This is a genomic window from Mesorhizobium sp. B1-1-5, from assembly GCF_006443065.1.
Classification (GTDB): Bacteria; Pseudomonadota; Alphaproteobacteria; order Rhizobiales; family Rhizobiaceae; genus Mesorhizobium.
This window is the reverse complement of sequence record NZ_VFWS01000096.1, coordinates 1-20097: the sequence shown is the minus strand read 5'-3', so window position 1 is coordinate 20097 and position 20097 is coordinate 1. Positions and strand designations below refer to the sequence as shown.

18 protein-coding genes are annotated in these 20097 nt (G+C 64.9%); 8 read left to right on the top strand and 10 right to left on the bottom strand.

The window, feature by feature from the left end; translation table 11 throughout:
• Positions 1-51 precede the first annotated feature (51 nt).
• From FJ980_RS22885 to FJ980_RS22865, 5 genes are all read right to left on the bottom strand, one after another.
• Positions 52-1050 carry an ABC transporter ATP-binding protein gene (locus FJ980_RS22885; RefSeq protein WP_140546018.1) on the bottom strand — a complete coding sequence of 333 codons (999 nt, stop codon included), beginning with the start codon at positions 1048-1050 and terminating at the stop codon, positions 52-54.
• A 201-nt stretch (positions 1051-1251) separates the two neighbouring features.
• Complete coding sequence (locus FJ980_RS22880) at positions 1252-2406, bottom strand: ABC transporter substrate-binding protein (RefSeq protein ID WP_140546019.1); 1155 nt, start codon at positions 2404-2406, stop codon at positions 1252-1254.
• Between the two features lie 273 nt (positions 2407-2679).
• The gene (locus tag FJ980_RS22875; protein ID WP_140546017.1) at positions 2680-3591 is read right to left on the bottom strand and encodes a LysR substrate-binding domain-containing protein; all 912 of its coding nucleotides are present in this window, start codon (positions 3589-3591) and stop codon (positions 2680-2682) included.
• Positions 3592-3660: 69 nt separating this feature from the next.
• Positions 3661-4263 (bottom strand): DedA family protein, encoded by a 603-nt coding sequence (locus FJ980_RS22870; protein ID WP_140546016.1) that lies wholly within the window; start codon positions 4261-4263, stop codon positions 3661-3663.
• A complete protein-coding gene (locus FJ980_RS22865; protein ID WP_140546015.1) occupies positions 4260-4859 on the bottom strand; it encodes a methyltransferase domain-containing protein in 600 nt (199 codons plus the stop codon). The genes FJ980_RS22870 and FJ980_RS22865 overlap by 4 nt, the downstream gene beginning before the upstream one ends.
• A 198-nt stretch (positions 4860-5057) precedes the next feature.
• Between FJ980_RS22865 and FJ980_RS22860 the strand changes: the two genes are divergently transcribed.
• From FJ980_RS22860 to FJ980_RS22845, 4 genes are all read left to right on the top strand, one after another.
• On the top strand, positions 5058-5732 hold the full coding sequence (locus tag FJ980_RS22860) for a response regulator transcription factor (RefSeq protein WP_140546014.1): 675 nt from the start codon (positions 5058-5060) through the stop codon (positions 5730-5732).
• The gene (locus tag FJ980_RS22855) at positions 5729-7081 is read left to right on the top strand and encodes a HAMP domain-containing sensor histidine kinase (RefSeq protein ID WP_140546013.1); all 1353 of its coding nucleotides are present in this window, start codon (positions 5729-5731) and stop codon (positions 7079-7081) included. Before FJ980_RS22860 ends, FJ980_RS22855 begins: the two co-directional genes overlap by 4 nt.
• Positions 7082-7152: 71 nt before the next feature.
• Positions 7153-7602, top strand: a complete 450-nt coding sequence (locus tag FJ980_RS22850; RefSeq protein WP_140546012.1) for an Rrf2 family transcriptional regulator — start codon at positions 7153-7155, stop codon at positions 7600-7602.
• Positions 7592-8488, top strand: coding sequence for an NAD(P)/FAD-dependent oxidoreductase (locus FJ980_RS22845; RefSeq protein ID WP_140546011.1), 897 nt, complete (start codon positions 7592-7594; stop codon positions 8486-8488). The genes FJ980_RS22850 and FJ980_RS22845 overlap by 11 nt, the downstream gene beginning before the upstream one ends.
• Positions 8489-8509: 21 nt before the next feature.
• Here the strand turns inward: FJ980_RS22845 and FJ980_RS22840 are convergent, their stop codons facing one another.
• Positions 8510-9271, bottom strand: coding sequence for a DeoR/GlpR family DNA-binding transcription regulator (locus FJ980_RS22840; RefSeq protein WP_140546010.1), 762 nt, complete (start codon positions 9269-9271; stop codon positions 8510-8512).
• Between the two features lie 387 nt (positions 9272-9658).
• On the opposite strand from FJ980_RS22840, the gene FJ980_RS22835 reads away from it, so the two are divergent.
• Positions 9659-10543, top strand: a complete 885-nt coding sequence (locus FJ980_RS22835) for a phosphotransferase family protein (protein ID WP_140546009.1) — start codon at positions 9659-9661, stop codon at positions 10541-10543.
• Positions 10540-12993, top strand: a complete 2454-nt coding sequence (locus FJ980_RS22830) for an FAD-dependent oxidoreductase (RefSeq protein ID WP_140546008.1) — start codon at positions 10540-10542, stop codon at positions 12991-12993. Before FJ980_RS22835 ends, FJ980_RS22830 begins: the two co-directional genes overlap by 4 nt.
• 12 nt (positions 12994-13005) lie before the next feature.
• Here the strand turns inward: FJ980_RS22830 and FJ980_RS22825 are convergent, their stop codons facing one another.
• Positions 13006-13638 carry a class I SAM-dependent methyltransferase gene (locus FJ980_RS22825; protein ID WP_140546007.1) on the bottom strand — a complete coding sequence of 211 codons (633 nt, stop codon included), beginning with the start codon at positions 13636-13638 and terminating at the stop codon, positions 13006-13008.
• Positions 13639-13734: 96 nt separating this feature from the next.
• On the opposite strand from FJ980_RS22825, the gene FJ980_RS22820 reads away from it, so the two are divergent.
• Positions 13735-14637 (top strand): phosphotransferase family protein, encoded by a 903-nt coding sequence (locus FJ980_RS22820; protein ID WP_140546006.1) that lies wholly within the window; start codon positions 13735-13737, stop codon positions 14635-14637.
• A gap of 83 nt (positions 14638-14720) precedes the next feature.
• Here FJ980_RS22820 and FJ980_RS22815 read toward each other — a convergent pair whose 3' ends face one another.
• Together FJ980_RS22815 and FJ980_RS22810 are read right to left on the bottom strand one after the other, a co-directional pair.
• Positions 14721-15641: a DMT family transporter gene (locus tag FJ980_RS22815; RefSeq protein ID WP_140546005.1), complete on the bottom strand. Its 921-nt coding sequence runs from the start codon at positions 15639-15641 to the stop codon at positions 14721-14723.
• 369 nt (positions 15642-16010) lie between these two features.
• The gene (locus FJ980_RS22810; RefSeq protein ID WP_140546004.1) at positions 16011-17291 is read right to left on the bottom strand and encodes an amidohydrolase family protein; all 1281 of its coding nucleotides are present in this window, start codon (positions 17289-17291) and stop codon (positions 16011-16013) included.
• 174 nt (positions 17292-17465) lie between these two features.
• On the opposite strand from FJ980_RS22810, the gene FJ980_RS22805 reads away from it, so the two are divergent.
• Entirely contained in the window at positions 17466-19220 is a 1755-nt protein-coding gene (locus tag FJ980_RS22805; RefSeq protein ID WP_140546003.1) for an ABC transporter ATP-binding protein, read from the top strand.
• A gap of 175 nt (positions 19221-19395) precedes the next feature.
• Here the strand turns inward: FJ980_RS22805 and FJ980_RS22800 are convergent.
• Positions 19396-20097 (bottom strand): IS4 family transposase (locus tag FJ980_RS22800; protein ID WP_140546002.1); only part of this gene is annotated, 702 nt, incomplete at its 5' end.

Genomic DNA, 20097 nt, shown 5'->3' with positions numbered 1-20097 from the left:
GAGGGGGAGATGTCCGGCAGGACAGAGAGGGGGGCCTCGCGCAAACCTTCATCATGCCGGCTCGTCCATCAGATGCAGGCTGTCGCGGTTGAAGGTCAGCACTACCGCCTCGCCCTCGGCCGGCAGCGCCATTCCCGCCGGCAGCACCGCATGCAGCCTCAGCCCATCGGCATCGAGCGCCAGCCTCGTCGTTGCGCCGAGATAATTGGTCCCGACCAGGCGCGCGGCAACGCCGTCGCCACTTGCCGCGCTTGAAACGCGGATCGACTCCGGGCGCAGGCTGCCCCAGCGGTGTTGGCCGGCATATCGCTGGACGAAATCCGGCGGCAGCACATTGGACGAGCCGACGAAATCGGCGACGAAGCGCGTGTTCGGCCGCTGGTAGATATCCTCCGGCGTGCCGACCTGCATGATCTTGCCGTCGTTGAAGACGGCGACGCGATCGGCCATGGACAGCGCCTCGCCCTGGTCGTGGGTGACGAAGACGAAGGTGATGCCGAGCACTTTCTGCAGCGACTTCAACTCCTCCTGCATGTTCTCGCGCAGCTTGAGGTCGAGCGCGCCGAGCGGCTCGTCGAGCAAAAGCACCTTGGGCTGGTTGACCAGCGCTCGGGCGAGCGCCACGCGCTGGCGCTGGCCGCCGGAGAGCTGGCCGGGGCGGCGCGCGCCGTAGCCCGGCAAGCGCACCAGCGACAGCGCTTCCTCGGCCGCCTTGAGCCGCTCGGCCTTGCCGACGCCCTTGACCATCAGGCCGTAAGCGACGTTGTCGAGCACGTTCAAATGCGGAAACAGCGCGTAGTCCTGGAAGACGGTGTTGACGTTGCGGCGATAGGGCGGAACGCCTTCGGCGCGCTCACCGAAGATGGAGATCGAGCCTGCCGTCGGCTGCTCGAAGCCAGCGATGAGACGCAGGCAGGTCGTCTTGCCGGACCCGGACGGCCCGAGCATGGCGAAGAACTCGCCGGCCACGATGTCGAGATCGACAGCGTCGACGGCGCGCACGCTGCCGAAATGGCGCGAGACTTTTTGAAAGGAAACGGCTGAGGTCATGGAGTGTCAGTCTCTTGCCGATTGGGTTCTGTTCGGTCGCCCGCGATCGGGCTGGACGGCGAACGCGCGCGCCACCGACCTCCCCCTCGATGGGGGAGGTCGCGGCGAAGTCGCGGGTGGCTGCACTGGTACGGGCCGCAGCGCTGACCCCCACCCCGACACTGCGCGCCGACCCTCCCCACAAGGGGAGGGTGAAGAAAATCATCGCCCGCCGATGACGCCGATATAGTCCGACACCCAGCGGTAATAAGGCACACACTGGTCGTTCTGGCTGGCGCATTTCGACACCGGCGTCTTCCAGAACTTGATCTTGTCGAAATTGTCGTAGCCGTTGGTCTTGCAACCATCGTCGGTCAAAAGCTCGTTGCCCTTGCAGGCGGCGGGCACGACGGGCAGCGAGCCGAACCAGGCCGAAACGTCGCCCTGAACCTTCGGCGACAAGGAATGCTCGAGCCACATATAGGCGCAGTTCGGATGGGCGGCGTCGGCTTCCATCATGGTGGTGTCGGCCCAGCCGGTGACGCCCTCTTCCGGCACGGTCGAGGCGACCGGCTTTTTGGCGGCGACCAGCGTGTTGACCTGATAAGGCCAGGAGCCGGAGGCGACCACGCCCTCGTTCTGGAAGTCGTCGACCTGGATCGCGGCATCATGCCAGTAGCGGCCGACCAGCGTGCGCTGCGTGCGCAAGAGCTCCAGCGCCGCCTTGTACTGGTCCTCGTTGAGCTCGTAGGGGTCCTTGATGCCGAGCTCCGGCTTGTGGAACATCAAATAGTTGGCGGCGTCGGCGATGTGGATCGGGCCGTCATAGGCCTGGACGCGACCCTTGTTCGACTTGCCGTCGGGCAGCTTCATTTCCTCGAAGACGACGTTCCAGCTCTTGGGCGCTTCCTTGAAGACTTCGGTGTTGTACATCAGGATGTTCGGGCCCCACTGGTAGGGAACGCCGTAATGCACCTTGTCGACGGTGAACCAGGGTGCGTCCTTCAGCCGGTCGTCGACGGTCTTCCAGCTCGGGATCAGATCGGTGTTGATCGGCTGCACGCGCTTGCCGGCCACGAGACGCAGCGAAGCATCGCCCGATGCGGTGACCAGGTCGAAGCCGCCTTCGTTCATCAGCGAGACCATCTCGTCCGAGGTGTTGGCGGTCTTGACGTTGACCTTGCAGCCGCTTTCCTTCTCGAAAGCCGTCACCCAGTCATAGCCCTTGTCGGTCTCGCCGCGCTCGATATAGCCCGGCCAGGCAACGATGTTGACCTCGCCCTCGCCCTTGCCGAGTTCCTTGGCCTGGGCCATGGCCTGGGCGGAAAAAGTCAGCGCGACAGTCAGCGCCGTGCACGACTTCAGGAATGCATTCATCATCGATCTCCCATTTTGGCGCATGACCCCGAAAACCGGCTCGGTTTTCGGAAAGGATCATGCGCAAACTACAAAGGGTCGGAGCTTCATGCTCCGACGGCAGCGCTCTCGGGGCGCAGCTTTGTTCCCTGAGCGAAAGTGCGGTGAAAAATCCGGTTTCGCAAATTCATTTATCAGAAAGCCGATATCGGTTTTACCGATACTATTCCGGACGGAAGGCTACGGCGAAGTTGCCGAACTCAACCGCTCCACACTTTTCCTGGAATTGCTTGATCACAGCCGCTGGCGCACCATGCGCTGCGACTGCGCGAGGCCGATGAAATCGCGAGCCGCCTGCGGCAGGGCGGAGCCGCGACGCCAGACCGTGCCGACCTGAACCACCGGCAGCGAGCCGGAAACGTCGCGCGATTCGATGCGATCGCCTTCCAGCGACCAGGGCCTGTAGACGAGGTCGGGCAGCAGCGCCACGCCGGCGCCGGTGGCGACCAGACTGCGCACCGCCTCGACCGAGCGGGTGCGGAAGGCGACATGCGGCCTGGCGCCGATCGCCGACAGCAGCTTGCCGGTGTTCTCCTCGATCTCGTCGACGGTAAGCATGATCAGCGGCTCGGAGACGATGTCATTGACCCCGATGATGTCGGCGCTGGCGAGCCTGTGGCTGAGCGGAATCCACAGTCGGTAGGCCGAAACTTCCAGGATTTCCGACTGTAGCGCCGTTCGGTCGCGCAGATTGGACGTCACCATGACGGCGATGTCGAGCTTGCCGCCGACCAGAAGGTGCTCGAGATAATCGCCATTGTCCTCGATTGCCGAGACCTCGACGCCGGGATAGGCGCGCCGGTAGCGGGCGAGCAGGTCGGACAGCACATAGCCGGCGACCAGCGAGGTGACGCCGAGCTGCAGACGGCCGCCGGCGGCGGCCTGCTCGCTGGAGAAAGAGCGGCGCGCGTCGGAAACGTCGGCCAGGATCTTGGTCGCGTGGCGCAGGAACTGGTGGCCCTTATGGGTGATGTTCAAGCCGCGCGGATGGCGCTCGAAGAGCTCGACGCCGAGATCGCTCTCCAGCTCCTTGATCGCCTCGGTGACCGAGGACTGGGAAATCGACAGGTTCTGCGCGGCGCCCGAGACGGTGCCCTGCTCGGCGACGGCAACGAAGAACTGCAATTGGCGGATGGTGAAAGCCATGGCCGGACTAAACACCGGCGCGCGCGGGAAAGGAAGCGGGCGCAGCCGGCTTGTTCACGCCGGCAACTCCTAGCCTCTTGCGACGCGGTGCCAGCGGGCGCGCAGCGCAATGAAGAACGTGACTTCCAGCGCGAGCACGACCGCCATGATGCGAAACGCCACCGTCGGCAGATCGTGGACGCCGTCGCGCATCGCATAGCCGGCAAGAAGGAAGCCGGCGTTCCACAGCATCGCGCCAAGCAAGGTGGCCAAAGCGAATGACAAGGCCGGCAGGCGCAGCGCGCCGGCGGCGATCGGCAGATAATTGCGCACCGTCGACACGAACTGCGCCAGCAGCGAGGCTCGCATTTGGTTGCGGCGGTAGGCGCCGGAGAAACGCAGATAGGTTTCGTGGCGAAGGAATATATAGCGGCCGAAGCGCCCGACGAGGGCTTCGGCGCGCGCAGGCCCAAGCCGGGCACCCATCGAATACCAGAACAGGCAACCGGCCGTCGAAGCCAAGGTCGTCACCGCCAGCAGGACGCCGAGTGCCGCCAGGTCAGACGCCCTGGTCATGCCGAGAAAGAGCAGCAGCACGTGCGACGGCGGCACAGGCAGGATCTTTTCGGTGAAAGCGAGACAGGCGGCGCCGATCAGGCCAAGCCCGAGTGCCGCCGACAGGAGATCGGTCATGCGAAGCGCCAGTCGTAGGTGCCGAGGCTCTTGATCCTGGAGACACGATAGACCGACGCCGGCGGAAAGTTGCGAAAGGTGCCGCCGATACGGACCGCCTCGAGGTCGAGCCTGTCGAGCACCGTCTGGTCGAAAGGACACCGGCGGCCATAAGTGAACTGGTAGAGCGCCGCGCCCGGCCGAAGACTGGCAAAGACGCCTTCCAGGATCGCGGATGACTTGCGCGGCGATATCAGGCGAAAGGGCAGTCCGCTGACTGCCGCGCCGACGACCGGGCCATCGAACAGCGGCAGATGGCGCAGGCCGACCGCATCCATCTCGACGATACGCGCCGCCGGGAAGCGGCGCGCGAGCAGCGAGGCGAAATCCGGGTCGGACTCGACCAGCGTTAGATCGCTTTCGCGGATGCCGCGCTGCAGCAGGGCGCGGGTGAAAGGACCGGTTCCCGGCCCGAGCTCCAGCACCGGACCGGTCTCGGGACCGATCTCGCGCGTCATCAGCGCCGCCAGGCTCGGGCTCGAGGGCGTGACCGAACCCACCCGGAACGGCGCCAGCGTCCAGGCCATCAGGAAGGATAGAGCATCGCTTGCAGGCATGTTGACCTCATTGCTAGCGCGGGCGATTCGGGCTGCCCGGCATTCGACGAGGCGCTGTTTGCGGGTAGAGGATTGCATGGACATTGCGCATCGCGTGGTGGCACGAAAGAAAAGGCTCGCGCATCGGCGAGAACCGGCGCCATGTTTGCGCAATCTTGGCGCGATAGTCGGCCGGCGAGGGATTGCAAGGGATGTTGAATGCGTATCCTGCTGGTCGAGGATGAGCCGGAAATGGTTTCGGCATTGCGGACCGCGCTGAGGCGGCACGACATGGTGGTCGACCATGCCGGCTCGCTGCTGGAAGCGGAAGGGTTCGTGGCGGTAGACGGCTATGATGCGATCCTGCTCGACCGGCAGTTGCCGGACGGCGACGGGCTGACGCTGGTGCCGAAGCTTCGCGCAGCAAGGAACACGACGCCGGTGCTGATGCTGACGGCCAGAGGCGACACCGCCGACAAGGTCGACGGGCTCGACATGGGCGCCGACGACTATCTGGCCAAGCCTTTCGCCTTCGAGGAATTGCTGGCGCGGCTGCGAGCATTGCTGAGACGTCCGGCGGCGATCGAGGCCCAGACCATCCGCGCCGGCCATGTTTCGCTCGACGTCGGCCACCGCGAAGCCTCGATCCGCGGCGAACCGCTCGCCCTGCCGCGCCGCGAACTGCTGGTGCTGGAAGCGCTAATGCGGCGAACGGGGCGCATGGTGCAGCGCGAGGCTCTGATGGAAGCCGTGTTCGGGCTGGACGACGAGATCCAATCCAACGCGCTCGACACCCATGTCTCGCGGCTGCGCCGCAAGCTCAGCGAAGCCGATGGCGGGGTCATCATCAACGGCATTCGCGGCGTCGGCTACCTGCTGCGCGAGATCACATGAGCTTGCGTCGGCCGCGTTCGCTGAAATGGAGCCTGGTGCTGCGCATTGCCGTCCTGCAATGCGTGATGCTGACGCTGATCATCGCCGGCATTATCGGCGCAATGCTCGCCACCGGGATCATACCGCACGATTACGAGGACGGCACGATGGATGTGCTGGCGGATGCGGTGACGCGCGACGCCGGCGGGGCGTTGGCGCTGAAGGAAAATTCCGATCTGACCAGGCTGCGTTCGGATGTCCCGGACCTCTGGTTCATCATCCGCGACCAGCGAGGACATCGGCTTCAGGAAGGGACCGTGCCGGCGAAATTCCAGCCTTTTGTCGGCCTGCTGGATAATATCAGCGATGCCCGCATCGACCCCGCCGTCGGCGAAGCATCGCCGCCGGGCGGAAAGATCCGGTGGTCGGACACGGCGGCCGGCAAGGTCCAGATCATGAGCGGCACCAAGGGGAAGCTTGCTTTGTTTCGGGTGCTCGGACAGGCGCCAAATCTTTTCCTGTGGGGAATATTGCCGCTGGCCGGGCTGATGGCGCTCGCCACGCTGTTTGCGACACCCTGGGTGGTGCGCGGCGCGCTTTCCGGCCTCGGCAACGCGGCGCGCGCGGCGGAGCAGATCGAGATCGACAAGCGCGGCGCGCAGTTGCCGCTGGATGGGGTGCCGAAGGAGGTCACGCCGCTGGTCGATGCGGTCAACGCCGCCTTGTCGCGGCTCGATGCCGGTTACGCACAGCACAAGCGTTTCCTGACCGATGCCGCGCATGAGCTCAGAACGCCGGTCGCCATTCTCAACACCCGGCTCGCCGCGCTGCCGGCAACACCGGAGCGCGCCAGGCTGTTGCAGGATGCCGCGCGGCTGTCGACGCTGGCCGACCAGTTGCTCGACCTGCAGCGGCTCGATCGCCAGGCCGAGCATTTCGGGCCGGTTGACCTGGTCCTTCTTGCCCGCAACGTCGTGATCGACCTGGCGCCGATGGCTTTTGCCGCCGGCTACGAGATGTCGTTCGAGCCGGCAAAGGAAAAGCTCATCGCGCGCGGAGACCGCACGGCCATTGAACGCGCCGTGACCAATCTCGTCCAGAACGCGATCGATCATGGCGGCAAGGCCGGCCGGATCACCATCAGTGTAAGCCTGCCCGCGATGATCGATGTGCTGGACGAAGGCGACGGCGTGCCGGCATCCGAACGAGAGCGGATCTTCGAGCCCTTCTATCGCCTGCATCCGCAGGACCATGGCGCCGGCCTCGGCCTCAACCTTGTTCGCGACCTGATGCAGCTGCATGGCGGTAAAGTCGAGGTGCTCGACGGCAAGCAGGGCGGCGCCTGTTTTCGGATGATCTTTCCGACCTGACGCACAACCTTGCCTTCGTGGAAGTCCCAGCCGAGTTTGACATTGGCGCGATTCGTAACTAACTAAGTTACATGAAACGCAACAGCCGCCTGTCCTCGACCCTGCATATCCTGGTCCATATGGCCGAGGCCCCCGACCGGGCACTGACATCCGAACAGCTTGCCGGCTTCATCCACACCAACCCGGTGGTGGTGCGCCGCACCATTGCTGGGCTGCGGGAGGCCGGCATCGTCACCTCGTCGCGCGGCCATGGCGGCGGATGGCAGCTCGGCCGCGCGCCCGACAAGATCTCGCTGGCCGAGATCAGCGGCGCGCTCGGCGAGACGCTGTTGCCGTTCAGCACCGAGCCGGAAAGTCCCGGATGCCTCGTCGAGCAGGCGGTCATCGCCGTGCTCGACGATTTTCGCCTGGAGGCGGAAAGGCTGCTCACTGAGCGGCTCAGCCATATCACGCTGGCCGACCTGACGGCCGATTTCCGCCGCCGTTATGACCTCATTGGAGTATCCAGCCATGCAGTATGATGTGATCGTCGTCGGCGGCAGCTTTGCCGGCCTGTCCGCCGCCATGTATGTGGCGCGCGGGCGGCGCAAGGTGCTGGTGATCGATGCCGGCGAGCCGCGGAACCGCTTCGCCGAACATTCGCACGGCTTCTTCGGCCAGGACGGACGGGCGCCGGCGGACATTCTCGACGAGGCCAGGGGACAGCTGCTCGCCTATCCCACCGTCAGGGTGATCGAGGGCCGCGCCGAGCGGGCGGCCATTGCCGGCACCGGCTTCGAGGTTTGGATGAATGATGGCGAGGGTTTGGGCGCGACGCGGCTGGTGCTGGCCACTGGTGTCCGGGACATCCTGCCGGACGTTCCCGGACTGGCCGCGCAGTGGGGCAAGACGGTGCTGCATTGTCCTTATTGCCACGGCTACGAGGTGGCCGGCGGGCCGCTCGGCGTGCTGGCGACCGGACCGATGTCGCTGCACCAGGCCGAGCTGATCTCCGACTGGGGCGAGGTCACGCTGTTCGCCGACGGTTTGTTCGAACCGGATACGGACCAGGCGCGGATATTGGAGAAGCGCAACATCCGGTTCGAGCCGGGCAAGGTGAGCGAAGTGCAGGATAGCGGGTCCGGCGGCCTGGTCATCAGGCTCGACGGCAATCGCAGCGCGAGCGTGCGGGCGTTGTTCACCGCGCCGCGCAACGTGATGGCAAGCCCGCTCGCCGAGCAGCTGGGCTGCGTCTTCAACGAAGGCCCGCTCGGCAAGGCGATCGTCGTGGACGACAAGCAGCAGACATCGGTGCCTGGCGTCTTCGCGGCAGGAGACGCCGCGCGCCTGATGCACAACATCGCCTTCGCGGTGTCTGGCGGCGCGATGGCCGGGGTTGCGGCGCACCAGTCGCTGGTATTCGGCTAGGTTCCTATCCCTTGGATGACGTCAGGCCGCGATACTGAGCCGGGCGCCGGCCTGGCTCAGCGCGGCGACTATATCGCGTGGCGGCGGCTGATCGGTGGCGAGCTCGGAAAAGCCGTCGAAGCCGCAGACCCGGACCAGGCCTTGCCGACCGAACTTGGAATGGTCGGTGACGACCAGCGAGCGCTGGCCGCGCGACAGCACCATGCGGGCGAACTCCGCCTCGTCCAGATCATAGTCGGTCAGGCCGGCGGCCGCATCGACGGCTCCGATCGAGATCACCGCATGATCGACCGAAAAGCGGCTGACGAACTCGATCGCCGAAATGCCGAAAGCCGCGCCTGAATCGCTGCGCAGCTCGCCGCCCGCCATGTAGACCTTGTTGCCGTTCACCGTCGCCAGCGTGCGGGCAATGTCGGAGGAATTGGTGACCACCGTCAGCCGGCGATGGCCGAGCAGCTCGCGCGCGAGGAAGGACGTGGTCGTGCCGGTATCGAGCATGATCGCCTCGCCATCGCGGATCGTGGCCGCGACCATCCTGGCGATCAGGCGCTTGGCTTCGGCATTCTCGCGCATGCGCCGTTCGAACGGCGCCTCACCCAGCATCGAGGCAAGGCCCACGGCGCCGTGCATCTTCAGCACCGACCCGTCATCGGCGAGCGGCTTGACATCGCGCCGGACTGTTTCCAGCGAGACGCCGAGCCGCTCGGCAAGGCTGGCTATGGTGATCGTGCCCTCCTCGCTGAGGAGCCGCAGGATTTCGCCGTGCCGTTTCGAATGGATCATCGGTGTGTCCGGGAATTCTGACCGAATTTAAGGCTTTGGCAACGCTTTGAAAGGAGTCGCTTATATTTTCGGGCAAAACACCCAAAAAAGGTCACAGCTTTTGGATTGACAGCGTTGCCACGCTGGCGTGACATTGACCTTGTGACAGGCTCGGAACTGCCGCGGGAGGGTGATGGCAGAGCCGCAACCTAGTGACCAGATCGCCTGGAACCAGCCAGGCGCGAGCTTTTATCGAATCCGCGGGGGCGGATGCCGGGATACCATGCCTGGCCAAGGGGCTCGTCGGTGCGGTGCGGGATACCGATCCTGGCGTCTCGCACCGACGAGGCTTTTTCATGTTCTCCCAGCCTTGTTTTCCGCGGGACCGGTTGGGGCCGGAGCGAAGCCGTGAGCGCCGAAGACCGCATCCGCGCCTTACCGTGCTGGAACGGCGGCATCGAGATCGAGCCGCTGCCGGGCGGCCTCAGCAACGCCAATTTTGTCGTGACGGACGCGGCCGGGCGGCATGTCGTGCGCTTCGGCCAGGACTTCCCGTTCCACCATGTCTTTCGCGAGCGCGAGGTGATGACCGCACGGGCGGCGCATGTGGCGGGCTTCGCGCCGGCTGTGCATTATGCCGAGCCCGGCATCCTGGTGACGGAATTTCTCGGCGCCAAGACCTTCCTGGGAGAGGATGTGCGGGACAATCTCGGCCGCGTGGCGGCGCTGCTGCGCGGCTTTCACCGCGAGATGCCCAAACATGTCTCCGGCGCGGGCTTCATGTTCTGGGTATTCCACGTCATCCGCGACTATGCGCGCACGCTGGACGAAGGCGGCAGCCGCAAGAAGAGCGAGCTGCCACGTTATCTGGCCCTGGCGGACGAGCTCGAGCGGGCGCAAAAGCTGCTGCCGATCGTCTTCGGCCACAACGATCTTTTGCCGGCCAACATCCTCGATGACGGCAAGCGGCTGTGGCTGATCGATTTCGAGTATGCCGGCTTCAACACGGCAATGTTCGACCTCGCCGGCGCCGCCTCCAACGCCGGCCTGAGCGATGATGAATCCTTCGCCTTCATGACCGCCTATTTCATGAAGGAGCCGGACGGCGAAATCCGCCGCTCGCATGCCGCCATGCAATGCGCCTCGCTGCTGCGCGAAGCGATGTGGAGCATGGTGTCCGAGCTTTATCTCGACGCACCCGGCATCGACTATGTCGCCTATAGCGAGGAAAACCTCGTCCGGCTCGACGCGGCACTGGACAACTACCGGACGAAATACGGAACCAGATCATGACCTTGCCCAGCCATGCCGAAATCGTCGTCATCGGCGGCGGCATCATCGGCTGTTCCACTGCCTACCACCTGGCGCGCGACCACCGGGCGGACGTGGTGCTGCTCGAGCAGGGCAAGCTGACCTCGGGCTCGACCTGGCACGCCGCCGGCCTTGTCGGGCAGCTGCGCTCCTCGGCCTCGATCACGCGCGTGCTCAAATATTCGGTCGAGCTCTATAAGGGGCTGGAGGCCGAGACGGGCCTGGCGACCGGCTGGAAGATGACCGGCTGCCTGCGGCTGGCGACGAACGCCGACCGCTGGACCGAGTTCAAGCGGCTGGCGACGACGGCCAAAAGCTTCGGCATGGATATGCAGCTGCTGTCGCCGGCGGAAGTGAAACGCATGTGGCCGCTGATGGAAACAGGCGACCTTGTCGGCGCTTCCTGGCTGCCGAGCGACGGGCAGGCAAGCCCCTCAGACATCGCCCAGTCGCTCGCCAAGGGCGCGCGCATGCATGGCGCGAAACTGTTCGAGGGCGTGCGCGTCACCGGCTTTACGATGAAGGACGGCCGCATCGCGGCGGTGAAGACTTCACAGGGCGATATCGCCTGCGACAAGGTGGTGAACTGCGCTGGACAATGGGCAAGGCAGGTCGGCGCGATGGCCGGCATCAACGTGCCGCTGCAGCCGGTCAAGCACCAGTACATCATCACCGAGAAGATCGCGGGCCTTGCGACCGACGCGCCGACGATCCGCGACCCCGACCGCCGCACCTATTTCAAGGAAGAGGTCGGCGGGCTGGTGATGGGGGGCTATGAGCCCAACCCGCAGGCGTGGGCAACAGGGCTTCCCGGCGGCGATGTTCCCGGCGACTGGGAATTCCGCCTGTTCGACGACGATTACGATCATTTCGAACAGCATATGACGCAGGCGATCGCGCGCGTTCCGGCGCTGCAAACCGCCGGCGTCAAGCAGATGATCAACGGATCGGAGAGTTTCACGCCGGACGGCAACTTCATCCTCGGCGTCGCGCCCGAATGCGCCAACATGTTCGTCGGCGCCGGCTTCAACGCCTTCGGCATTGCTTCCGGCGGCGGCGCCGGCTGGGTGCTGGCGCAATGGGTGGTCGACGGCGAGGCGCCGCTCGACCTGTGGGTGGTCGACATCCGCCGCTTCTCCGGCCTGCACCGCGACCGCGACTGGGTCCGCGACCGCACGCTGGAGGCCTACGGCAAGCACTACACGATCGGCTTCCCGCACGAGGAATATCTGTCCGGACGGCCGCGCATCGTCTCGCCGCTCTGCGAGCGGCTGAAGACGCATCGCGCCGTGTTCGGCTCCAAGCTTGGCTGGGAGCGGCCGAACTGGTTCGCGCCGGACGGCGCGGTCGCCGAGGACGTCTATTCGATGGGCCGCCAGAACTGGTTCGGCCCGGTCGGCGACGAGCACCTTCATGTGCGCGAGAAGGTCGGCATCTTCGACCAGTCGTCGTTCGCCAAATATGAGCTGACCGGCACGGACGCGCTGAAGGCGCTCGACTGGATCTGCGCCAACGACGTCGACAAGCCGGTCGGACGGCTGACCTACACACAGCTTCTCAACACGCGCGGCGGCATCGAAGCCGACCTTACGGTATCGCGGCTCGGCGAGGACCGGTTCTACATCGTCACCGGCACGGGCTTCCGCACGCATGACCTGTCCTGGATCAGCGACCATATCGGCTCCGGTCTCGACGCCAGGCTGACCGACGTCACGGAGGATTTCGGCACGCTGTCGCTGATGGGACCCCGCGCCCGCGACGTGCTGTCGGCGGTGACGGACGCCGATGTCTCGAACGCCGCCTTCCCCTTCGGCCATGCCCGCGAGATCGCAATCGCCGGCCATAGCGTGAAGGCGCTGCGCGTCACTTATGTCGGGGAACTGGGCTGGGAGCTGCATGTGCCGATCGCCGCCACCGGCGAGGTTTTCGATGCGCTGATGGCGGCGGGCAAGGCGCATGGCATTCGCCCGGTCGGCTACCGGGCGCTGGAATCGCTGCGACTGGAGAAGGGCTATCGCGCCTGGGGTTCCGACATTACGCCGAACGATACGCCGCTGGAAGCGGGTCTTGGCTGGGCCGTGAAGCTTCGCAAGAATACCGACTTCGTCGGACGCCGGGCGCTTGAGAAGACGGCCGGCAAGCCGCCGACGAAACGCTTTGCCGGCTTCACGGTGGACGACCCGGAAATCGTGCTGGTCGGACGCGAGACGATCCTGCGCGATGGCGAGCCGGTCGGCTATCTCACCAGCGGCGGCTACGGCTACACGGTGGAGAAGAACATCGGCTACGGCTATGTGCGCAATGCCGACGGCGTCAGCGACGATTTTCTGGCCTCGGGCGACTATGAGCTGGTCGTGGCGATGGAGCGCACGCCGGCAAAGGTCCGTCTCGAAGCGATGTACGATCCGGCCGGGGCAAGGATAAAGGCCTGATCGACGGAATGGTCAGCTGACGCGCAGTACAAGTCCCCGGCTTGGCACGGTATCGGACTCGCCCGGCATCGAGGCGTAAGGCGCCGTTTCCTCGACGCGCTTCACCCTGCCCTGAGCCTCAAGTCCGGCAATGCGCTCGGCGAAGCCTGATTGCCACAGCGTGTTCTTGACGGTCAGCACGATGATCCCGCCTGGACGGCAGATGCGGATCAACTCGTCCAGTCCCTCGACCCCGACATGGCCGGAGGTGAAGACGCCCGCCGAAACAATGCCGGCATAGACGCCGTCGGCGAAGGGCAAAGCGTCGCCCATCGCCAGGCGATGCAGCGCACTGTAGACGCCCTTGGCGCCGGCCTTGTCCAGCATGCCTTGCGAGATGTCGAGCGCCTCGACCTTCGGATAGCCGGTGATGGCCAGCCATTCGCCGATCAGGCCAGTGCCGGCGCCGGCATCGAGCAAGGGTTCGGCGCCGCGCGGCAGGTGCCTGGCAAGCAGCGCCAGGCAGATCGTCGGGTGGCGATAGCCGGCGGCCGACATGTCGGCATCATAGGTCTCGGACCAGCTGTCATAGATCGCCGCCACTTCGTCAGGCCGCTTCGCGGCGTAGGCCGCGCTTAGCGAGCCGCTGTGCTTGCCGTCCGCCATTTCTGCTCCCGCCGCCGATTCGTACCCGCAATGGTAGCCAAGCGGCAAAAACTGTGGAACCGTTCCGCTATAAAATATCGTGTGATGGTGAAGGGGGTGACGATGGACGAGGCGCGCGCCGCGTTGGCCGCCATTCCGGCGCTGGCAGGCTATGACGGACCGCTGGAGCGTTTGGGCGGCCTGACCAACAAGGTTTACCGGGCCGGCGAAGCGTGTCTGCGCATTCCCGGCAAGGGCACGCAAGAATATATCAACCGCGCCAACGAGGCGGTGGCGGCGCGCGAGGCGGCCAAGGCCGGCGTCAGTCCCGAAGTGCTTTATGCCGATCCGGCGTCCGGCCTGATGGCGACGCGCTTCATCGCCGGCGCCGTGACGATGTCGCCGGAGAAATTCAAGGCGCGGTCGGGCAGCCCCGCGCGAGCGGGCCAAGCCTTCCGCAAGCTGCATTCATCGGGCGCGGTGTTTCCCTTCCGCTTCGAATTGTTCGCGATGATCGACGACTACCTCAAGATATTATCGACGAAGGACGTGGCGCTGCCCGCCGGCTATCGCGACGTGGTGCGCGAGGCAGGCGCGGTGCGCGCGGCGCTTGCCGCGCACGCCATCCCGCTCGCCGCCTGCCATTGCGATCCGCTATGCGAAAACTTCCTCGATACGGGCGAGCGGATGTGGATCGTCGACTGGGAATATTCCGGCATGAACGATCCGCTGTGGGACCTCGGCGACCTCTCGGTCGAGGGCAGGTTCGATGCGGGCCAGGACGAGGAATTGATGCGCGCCTATTTCGGCGGCGAGGCGAGGCCGGCAGAGCGCGGCCGCGTCGTCATCTACAAGGCGATGTGCGACCTGCTCTGGACGCTGTGGGGACTGATCCAGCTCGCCAACGACAATCCGGCTGACGATTTCCGCGCCTATGCCGACGGCCGCTTCACCCGCTGCCAGGCGCTGATGGAGACCGCGGAATTCTCACGGCACCTCGCCGCCGTGCGCGCGGGTTAGGCACCGGAAAGCCCAGCCTTTAAGCATTTGTTTTCATGCATGTCGTTATCGCAAAACCGCTGCACACTTTTGCGCGACATGCATTAATTCACGCCCTTCGGCACGTTCTCCGGCGGCACCTCGGTCTCCACCACCTTCTGGCGATGGAAGATGAACATGCCGGTAAGCACGACGATGGCCGCGCCGACCAGGATGCGCGGGCTGGGCACGTCGCCAAAGAAGGCCAGGCCGAAGACCACCGCCCACAGGAGCAGGCTGTAGTGCAGCGGCGCCAGCGTTGAGGCCGGCGCCAGCTTCAGCGCCCTGGTGATCATCAGATGGGCAGCGCAAGAGACAACGCCGAGCAGAAGCATGGCGCCGAAATCGAGCGCCGACGGCGTGCGCCAGGCACCGATGGTGAGCAGGCCGCCGACAATCAGCGTGCCGATCGTCTGCCAGGTCACCAAAGTCGTGTCGCTGGTGCCGCGCAGGAGGCGGCCGAGGATGATGGCGAAGCCGAAGGCGATGCTGCCGACCAGCGCGAAGGCCGACGACAGCGAGAAGGCCGCCGAGGACGGCTTGAGGATGATCAGCACGCCGCAGAAGCCGACCAGGATCGCCAGCCAGCGCCGCCAGCCGACCTTTTCGCCGAGCAGCAAGTGCGACAGCGCCGCGACGTAGATCGGCCCGGCCATGTAGAAGCTCATCACGTCGGCCAGCGGCAGGTAGACGACCGCGGCGTAGAAAAGCCCTGTATCGGCGGTGGTGGCCACGACACGCAGGAACTGCAAAACCGGCCGATCCATGTGAAACAGCCTGGCCGTGCCCTGGTTGGCGATCATCGGACCCAGCACGAAGAAGGCGCCGATCGAGCGGATCAGCACCACCTGCCCGACGGAGAAGGAAGCGACCAGCCATTTGCCCATCGCGTCGTTCAGCGCGAACATGAAGTCGCCGGCCAGCATCAACAGGATGCCGGCGAGCAACATGTTCCTGATCGTGAAATTGCGGGCGAGGGAGGCCATGCCGCTCCCTAGCCGCATGCTGCCGGTTTGACGAGGGAAATCCGTAAGACCAGCGCCGGGAATCGAGGTTGACCGAAGCGCAAAGTATCATGAACGGTTCGCGATTGGCATGAACGCTCGTGACTTCGTCATTCTATGGCGAAGCAAGGAGCGAAGCGACGCGGCGCAGACCATAGAATTCATGCCGTTACCTCTAGGCGTCGCAGCGATGCAGAACGACCTTTGTCCTGCGCCGCCTCCGCCCTTCGCGCGAGGCCACGGCATGGATCCTCGGGTCTGCGCGTCCGCTTCGCTCCCGCTCCGCCCGTGGATGACGAAGCTCCGGCGAAAGCGCCGCCAATGCGAGTGGTCAAACCGAGACGCACAGACCTACGCTGTTTTATGCCGCCGGTTCACCTGCGCCGGCCGTCCCGCGATCGAAAGCCGCGTTTCCTGCTTCGTCCGTTGCGCCACCACCTTGCCCCTGGCGATGACGCAGAGGCGCTCGGGGCGCAGGCGAACGGCCTCGATCGCATTGCCGGCATCGAGCACGATGAGGCTCGCCCGCTTGCCGACCGCCAGGCCCAGATGATCGAGCCCCATGATGGCGGCGTTGACGTTGGTCACCATATCGAAGCAGCGCGCCATGTCGGCCGGGCTCGACATCTGCGCGACATGCAGGCCCATGAAGGCGACGTCGAGCATGTCGGCGGTGCCCAGCGAGTACCAGGGGTCGAGCACGCAATCCTGGCCCCAGCCGACGCGGATGCCGAGCGCCTGCATCTCCTTGACCCGGGTCAGGCCGCGCCGCTTCGGGAAGGTGTCGTGGCGCCCCTGCAGCATGATGTTGATCAGCGGATTGGGGATTGCCGATACACCGGCCTCGGCGATGAGCGGCAAAAGCTTCGAGACGTAATAATTGTCCATCGAATGCATCGATGTGAGGTGCGACCCGGCCACCCTGCCCTGCAACCCAAGGCGCTGCGTTTCATAGGCCAGCTGCTCGATATGGCGCGACAGCGGATCGTCGGTCTCGTCGCAATGCATGTCGACCATCAGGCCGCGTTTGGCCGCCATCTCGCAAAGCTCCGTCACCGAGCGGGCGCCCTCGGCCATGGTGCGCTCGAAATGCGGGATGCCGCCGACGATGTCGACGCCCATGTCGAGCGCGCGGATGGTGTTTTCACGAGCATTCGGCGAGCGGTAGAGGCCGTCCTGCGGAAACGCGACCAGTTGCAGGTCGATATAGGGCGCGACGGTTTTCTTGACATCGAGCAGGGCTTCCACCGCGAGCAGCCGGTCGTCGCAGACATCGACATGGCTGCGGATGGCGAGCAGGCCCATCGACACGGCCCAGTCGCAATAGGCGAGCGCGCGCTCGCGCACGGCCTCATGCGTCAGCAGCGGCTTCAATTCGCCCCATAGCGCGATGCCTTCGAGCAGCGTGCCTGACGCATTGATGCGCGGAATGCCGTAGGACAGCGTTGCATCCATATGGAAATGCGGATCGACGAAGGGCGGCGAGACGAGATTGCCGCTCGCGTCGATTTCGGCCGGCGCCGAACCCTCGAGCTTTGGTTCGATCGCGACGATGGTCTCGCCGGCAATGCCGATATCGGCAATCCTGCCATCCGGCAGCGTGCCGCCGCGCACGATCAAGTCGAAATCCATCTGTCGTCACCCTTTTCCAGGAATCGGCAACATCGTGACCGAAAAGACAGCCTGCCGCAGCCTTTTCTTTCCCTCGATGGCGAAAGGTTCCATCCGGTCTCAACTCGCTCTATAAGCCGCCACGCGCCATTGTGGCGAATCCGAATTTCTCGCAGCCAGCCATAGGATCGGCCGTTGTTTCGCTTCTTCCGCTCGACGGAAAACCAACGCCTCATCGCGAGGCTGGTAAGAGAATCCTTCCAAGACCATAAGTTCGGCTATGGCGCGGCCATATTGTCGATGCTGGTGGTCGCCCTCATGACGGGGGCAAGCGCCTGGATCCTGCGCGAAATCACCAACGAGTTCGTGGTTTATAAGCGGATAGACCGCGTCAACCTGATTGCCGGGGGTGTGGCGGCGATCTTTGTTCTCAAGGGCATCGCGACTTTCGTCCAGACCTATTTCATGAGCCGCGTCGGCAATGCCATCATTGCCGACCGGCAGCGCAAGATCTACGACCGTATCCTGGCGCAAGGCATCGAATTCTACCATTCGACCTCGTCTTCCGACCTGATCACCCGCATGACCAACAACGCGCAGGCGGCGCGCAGCGTGCTCGACCTCGTCGTCACGTCCTATGTGCGGGACCTGGTGACGTTGGTTGTGCTGGTGATGGTCATGGTCTGGCAGCAGCCGGCGCTGTCGCTGATCTGCTTCGTCGTCGGACCGGTGGCGATCTATGGCGTCAACCGCATCCTGAGACGCGTCCGCAAGATCGCGGCGATGGAATTCATCTCGCTCGGCCAGATCGTGCATGTGATGCAGGAAACGGCGATCGGCGTGCGGGTCGTCAAATCCTTCAATCTCGAAGCCGCGATGCGCAGGCGCATGCACAAGGCGGTGTCGGACGTCGAAACCCGTGCGAACAACATCGCCACGCTGGAAGCCGCCACCAGCCCGGTGATGGAAACGCTGGCCGGGCTGGCGATTGCCGGCGCCGTGCTGGTCAGCGGCCTGCTGGTGCTGCAGGGCGGCCAGATGCCAGGCAATATCATGGCCTTCATCGCCGCGCTGCTGCTGGCCTATGAGCCGGCAAAGCGCTTGGCCCGCGTCCGCATCTCGCTGGAGACGGGCATTGTCGGCGTGCGCATGATGTTCCAGCTCGCCGACCGGCCGCTGACGCTGGCCGAGAAACCCGGCGCAACGCCGCTGCAACCCGGTCCGGGGGAAATCCGCTTCGACAATGTCGGCTTCGCCTATCCGGAAAGCCCGCCGGTGTTCGAAGGATTCAACCTGACGCTTGACGCCGGCAAGATGACGGCGCTGGTCGGACCGTCGGGCAGCGGCAAGTCGACGATCCTGAACCTGATCATGCGCATGTATGATCCGCAGACCGGCAAGGTGATGTTCGACGGCCAGGACATCTCGTTCGCGACGCTCGATTCGCTCAGGCGCAAGATCGCCTATGTCAGCCAGGACACGTTCCTGTTTGCCGGCACGGTCATGCACAACATCCGCCTCGGTCGCGAGGACGCGACCGACGAAGAGGTGATCGCCGCCGCCAAGGCCGCCAATGCGCATGACTTCATCAGCGCCATGACCAAGGGTTATGACACGGAGGTCGGCGAGAACGGCTCGCTGTTGTCCGGGGGCCAGCGCCAGCGCATCTCGATCGCACGCGCCATGCTGCGCAACGCCGAGACCCTGCTGCTCGACGAGGCGACCAGCGCGCTCGATGCCGAATCGGAAGCGCTGTTCCGCGACGCGCTGCAGCAGCTTACCGTCGGGCGCACGACGATCGTGATCGCGCACCGGCTGTCGACCGTGCACCAGGCCGACACTATCGTGGTGCTGGAAAAGGGCAAGGTGGTGGAAAGCGGCCCGCACAAGGCCCTGCTCAAGCAGGGCGGGCTCTATCAGAAGCTTTATGAATATCAGCTGATGCCGTGACGCAGCGCCTCTCCTTCTCCCCTTGCGGGAGAAGGTGTCGCCGAAGGCGACGGATGAGGGGTGTTCCAGCTTGGTGGCGCCGTTCATCCAGTCGGAATTTGCGAACGTCTCACTCCGCTGGAGCACCCCTCATCCGTCTCGGCGCTGCGCGCCGATCCACCTTCTCCCACAAGGGCTAGCGTGCGCACACATTTGCTTCGGGTTGATTTTGCGATGCCAGAAGGAAGCCGTCTAGGATGGCGTTGAAGCGTCTGAGGCCGTGGGTGAAGGTGATGGGCCCTGGCGGACGTTCCTTTTCGTAGCCGTTCCAGCCTCCGAGCCTGGCGATACACCAGGCGGCCCATGCGAGCGTGTGCATGGGGTGCGGGTTCTTTTGCTTTTGGGTCTTGCCTTCGAGCTTGGCGATGAGCGCTTCCAGGACGGAGATCTCGGTGGGATCGAAGAGGCGAGCGGCCTGGAAGGCCTGGCCCGGCGACCCACGCCCGTGTACGAGTTGCATGACCCTGGTGGCGACGACCAGGGCAGTGGCGGCCAGGCGTTCGAGCGCATCGCCATCGGCGATGAGGCTTTCCTCCAGATCGATGGCCTGGGATTTCACGGTCCGGAACAACTGTTCGATAGTCCAGCGCAAGCGATAGAGATCGACGATGCGACAGGCATCGGCGAGCGTTTCGACGCTGTGGGTGGTCAACAGTCGCCAGATTACCGCGTCCTTTGGCGAAGGCGGATCGATCTCACGCACTTCCACCATGTTGAGCGTGAGTTCGCGCGGATCGCGGCTGTCGGCGCCAAGGCGGGGCTGGCGCAAGCTCACCGCTCTGAAGCGAACGGCCAGTTCGACGGTGCGCCCGGGTCGGCCGGGGCGTGCCGTAAGCTC

Bases quoted from the DNA above. Each gene is read 5' to 3' on its own strand.
- FJ980_RS22885 (WP_140546018.1), bottom strand. From the start codon at position 1,050: ATGACCTCAGCCGTTTCCTTTCAAAAAGTCTCGCGCCATTTCGGCAGC.
- FJ980_RS22870 (WP_140546016.1), bottom strand. From the start codon at position 4,263: ATGACCGATCTCCTGTCGGCGGCACTCGGGCTTGGCCTGATCGGCGCC.
- FJ980_RS22815 (WP_140546005.1), bottom strand. From the start codon at position 15,641: ATGGCCTCCCTCGCCCGCAATTTCACGATCAGGAACATGTTGCTCGCC.
- FJ980_RS22860 (WP_140546014.1), top strand. From the start codon at position 5,058: ATGCGTATCCTGCTGGTCGAGGATGAGCCGGAAATGGTTTCGGCATTG.
- FJ980_RS22875 (WP_140546017.1), bottom strand. From the start codon at position 3,591: ATGGCTTTCACCATCCGCCAATTGCAGTTCTTCGTTGCCGTCGCCGAG.
- FJ980_RS22845 (WP_140546011.1), top strand. From the start codon at position 7,592: ATGCAGTATGATGTGATCGTCGTCGGCGGCAGCTTTGCCGGCCTGTCC.
- FJ980_RS22810 (WP_140546004.1), bottom strand. From the start codon at position 17,291: ATGGATTTCGACTTGATCGTGCGCGGCGGCACGCTGCCGGATGGCAGG.
- FJ980_RS22880 (WP_140546019.1), bottom strand. From the start codon at position 2,406: ATGAATGCATTCCTGAAGTCGTGCACGGCGCTGACTGTCGCGCTGACT.
- FJ980_RS22840 (WP_140546010.1), bottom strand. From the start codon at position 9,271: ATGATCCATTCGAAACGGCACGGCGAAATCCTGCGGCTCCTCAGCGAG.
- FJ980_RS22830 (WP_140546008.1), top strand. From the start codon at position 10,540: ATGACCTTGCCCAGCCATGCCGAAATCGTCGTCATCGGCGGCGGCATC.
- FJ980_RS22855 (WP_140546013.1), top strand. From the start codon at position 5,729: ATGAGCTTGCGTCGGCCGCGTTCGCTGAAATGGAGCCTGGTGCTGCGC.
- FJ980_RS22865 (WP_140546015.1), bottom strand. From the start codon at position 4,859: ATGCCTGCAAGCGATGCTCTATCCTTCCTGATGGCCTGGACGCTGGCG.
- FJ980_RS22850 (WP_140546012.1), top strand. From the start codon at position 7,153: ATGAAACGCAACAGCCGCCTGTCCTCGACCCTGCATATCCTGGTCCAT.
- FJ980_RS22825 (WP_140546007.1), bottom strand. From the start codon at position 13,638: ATGGCGGACGGCAAGCACAGCGGCTCGCTAAGCGCGGCCTACGCCGCG.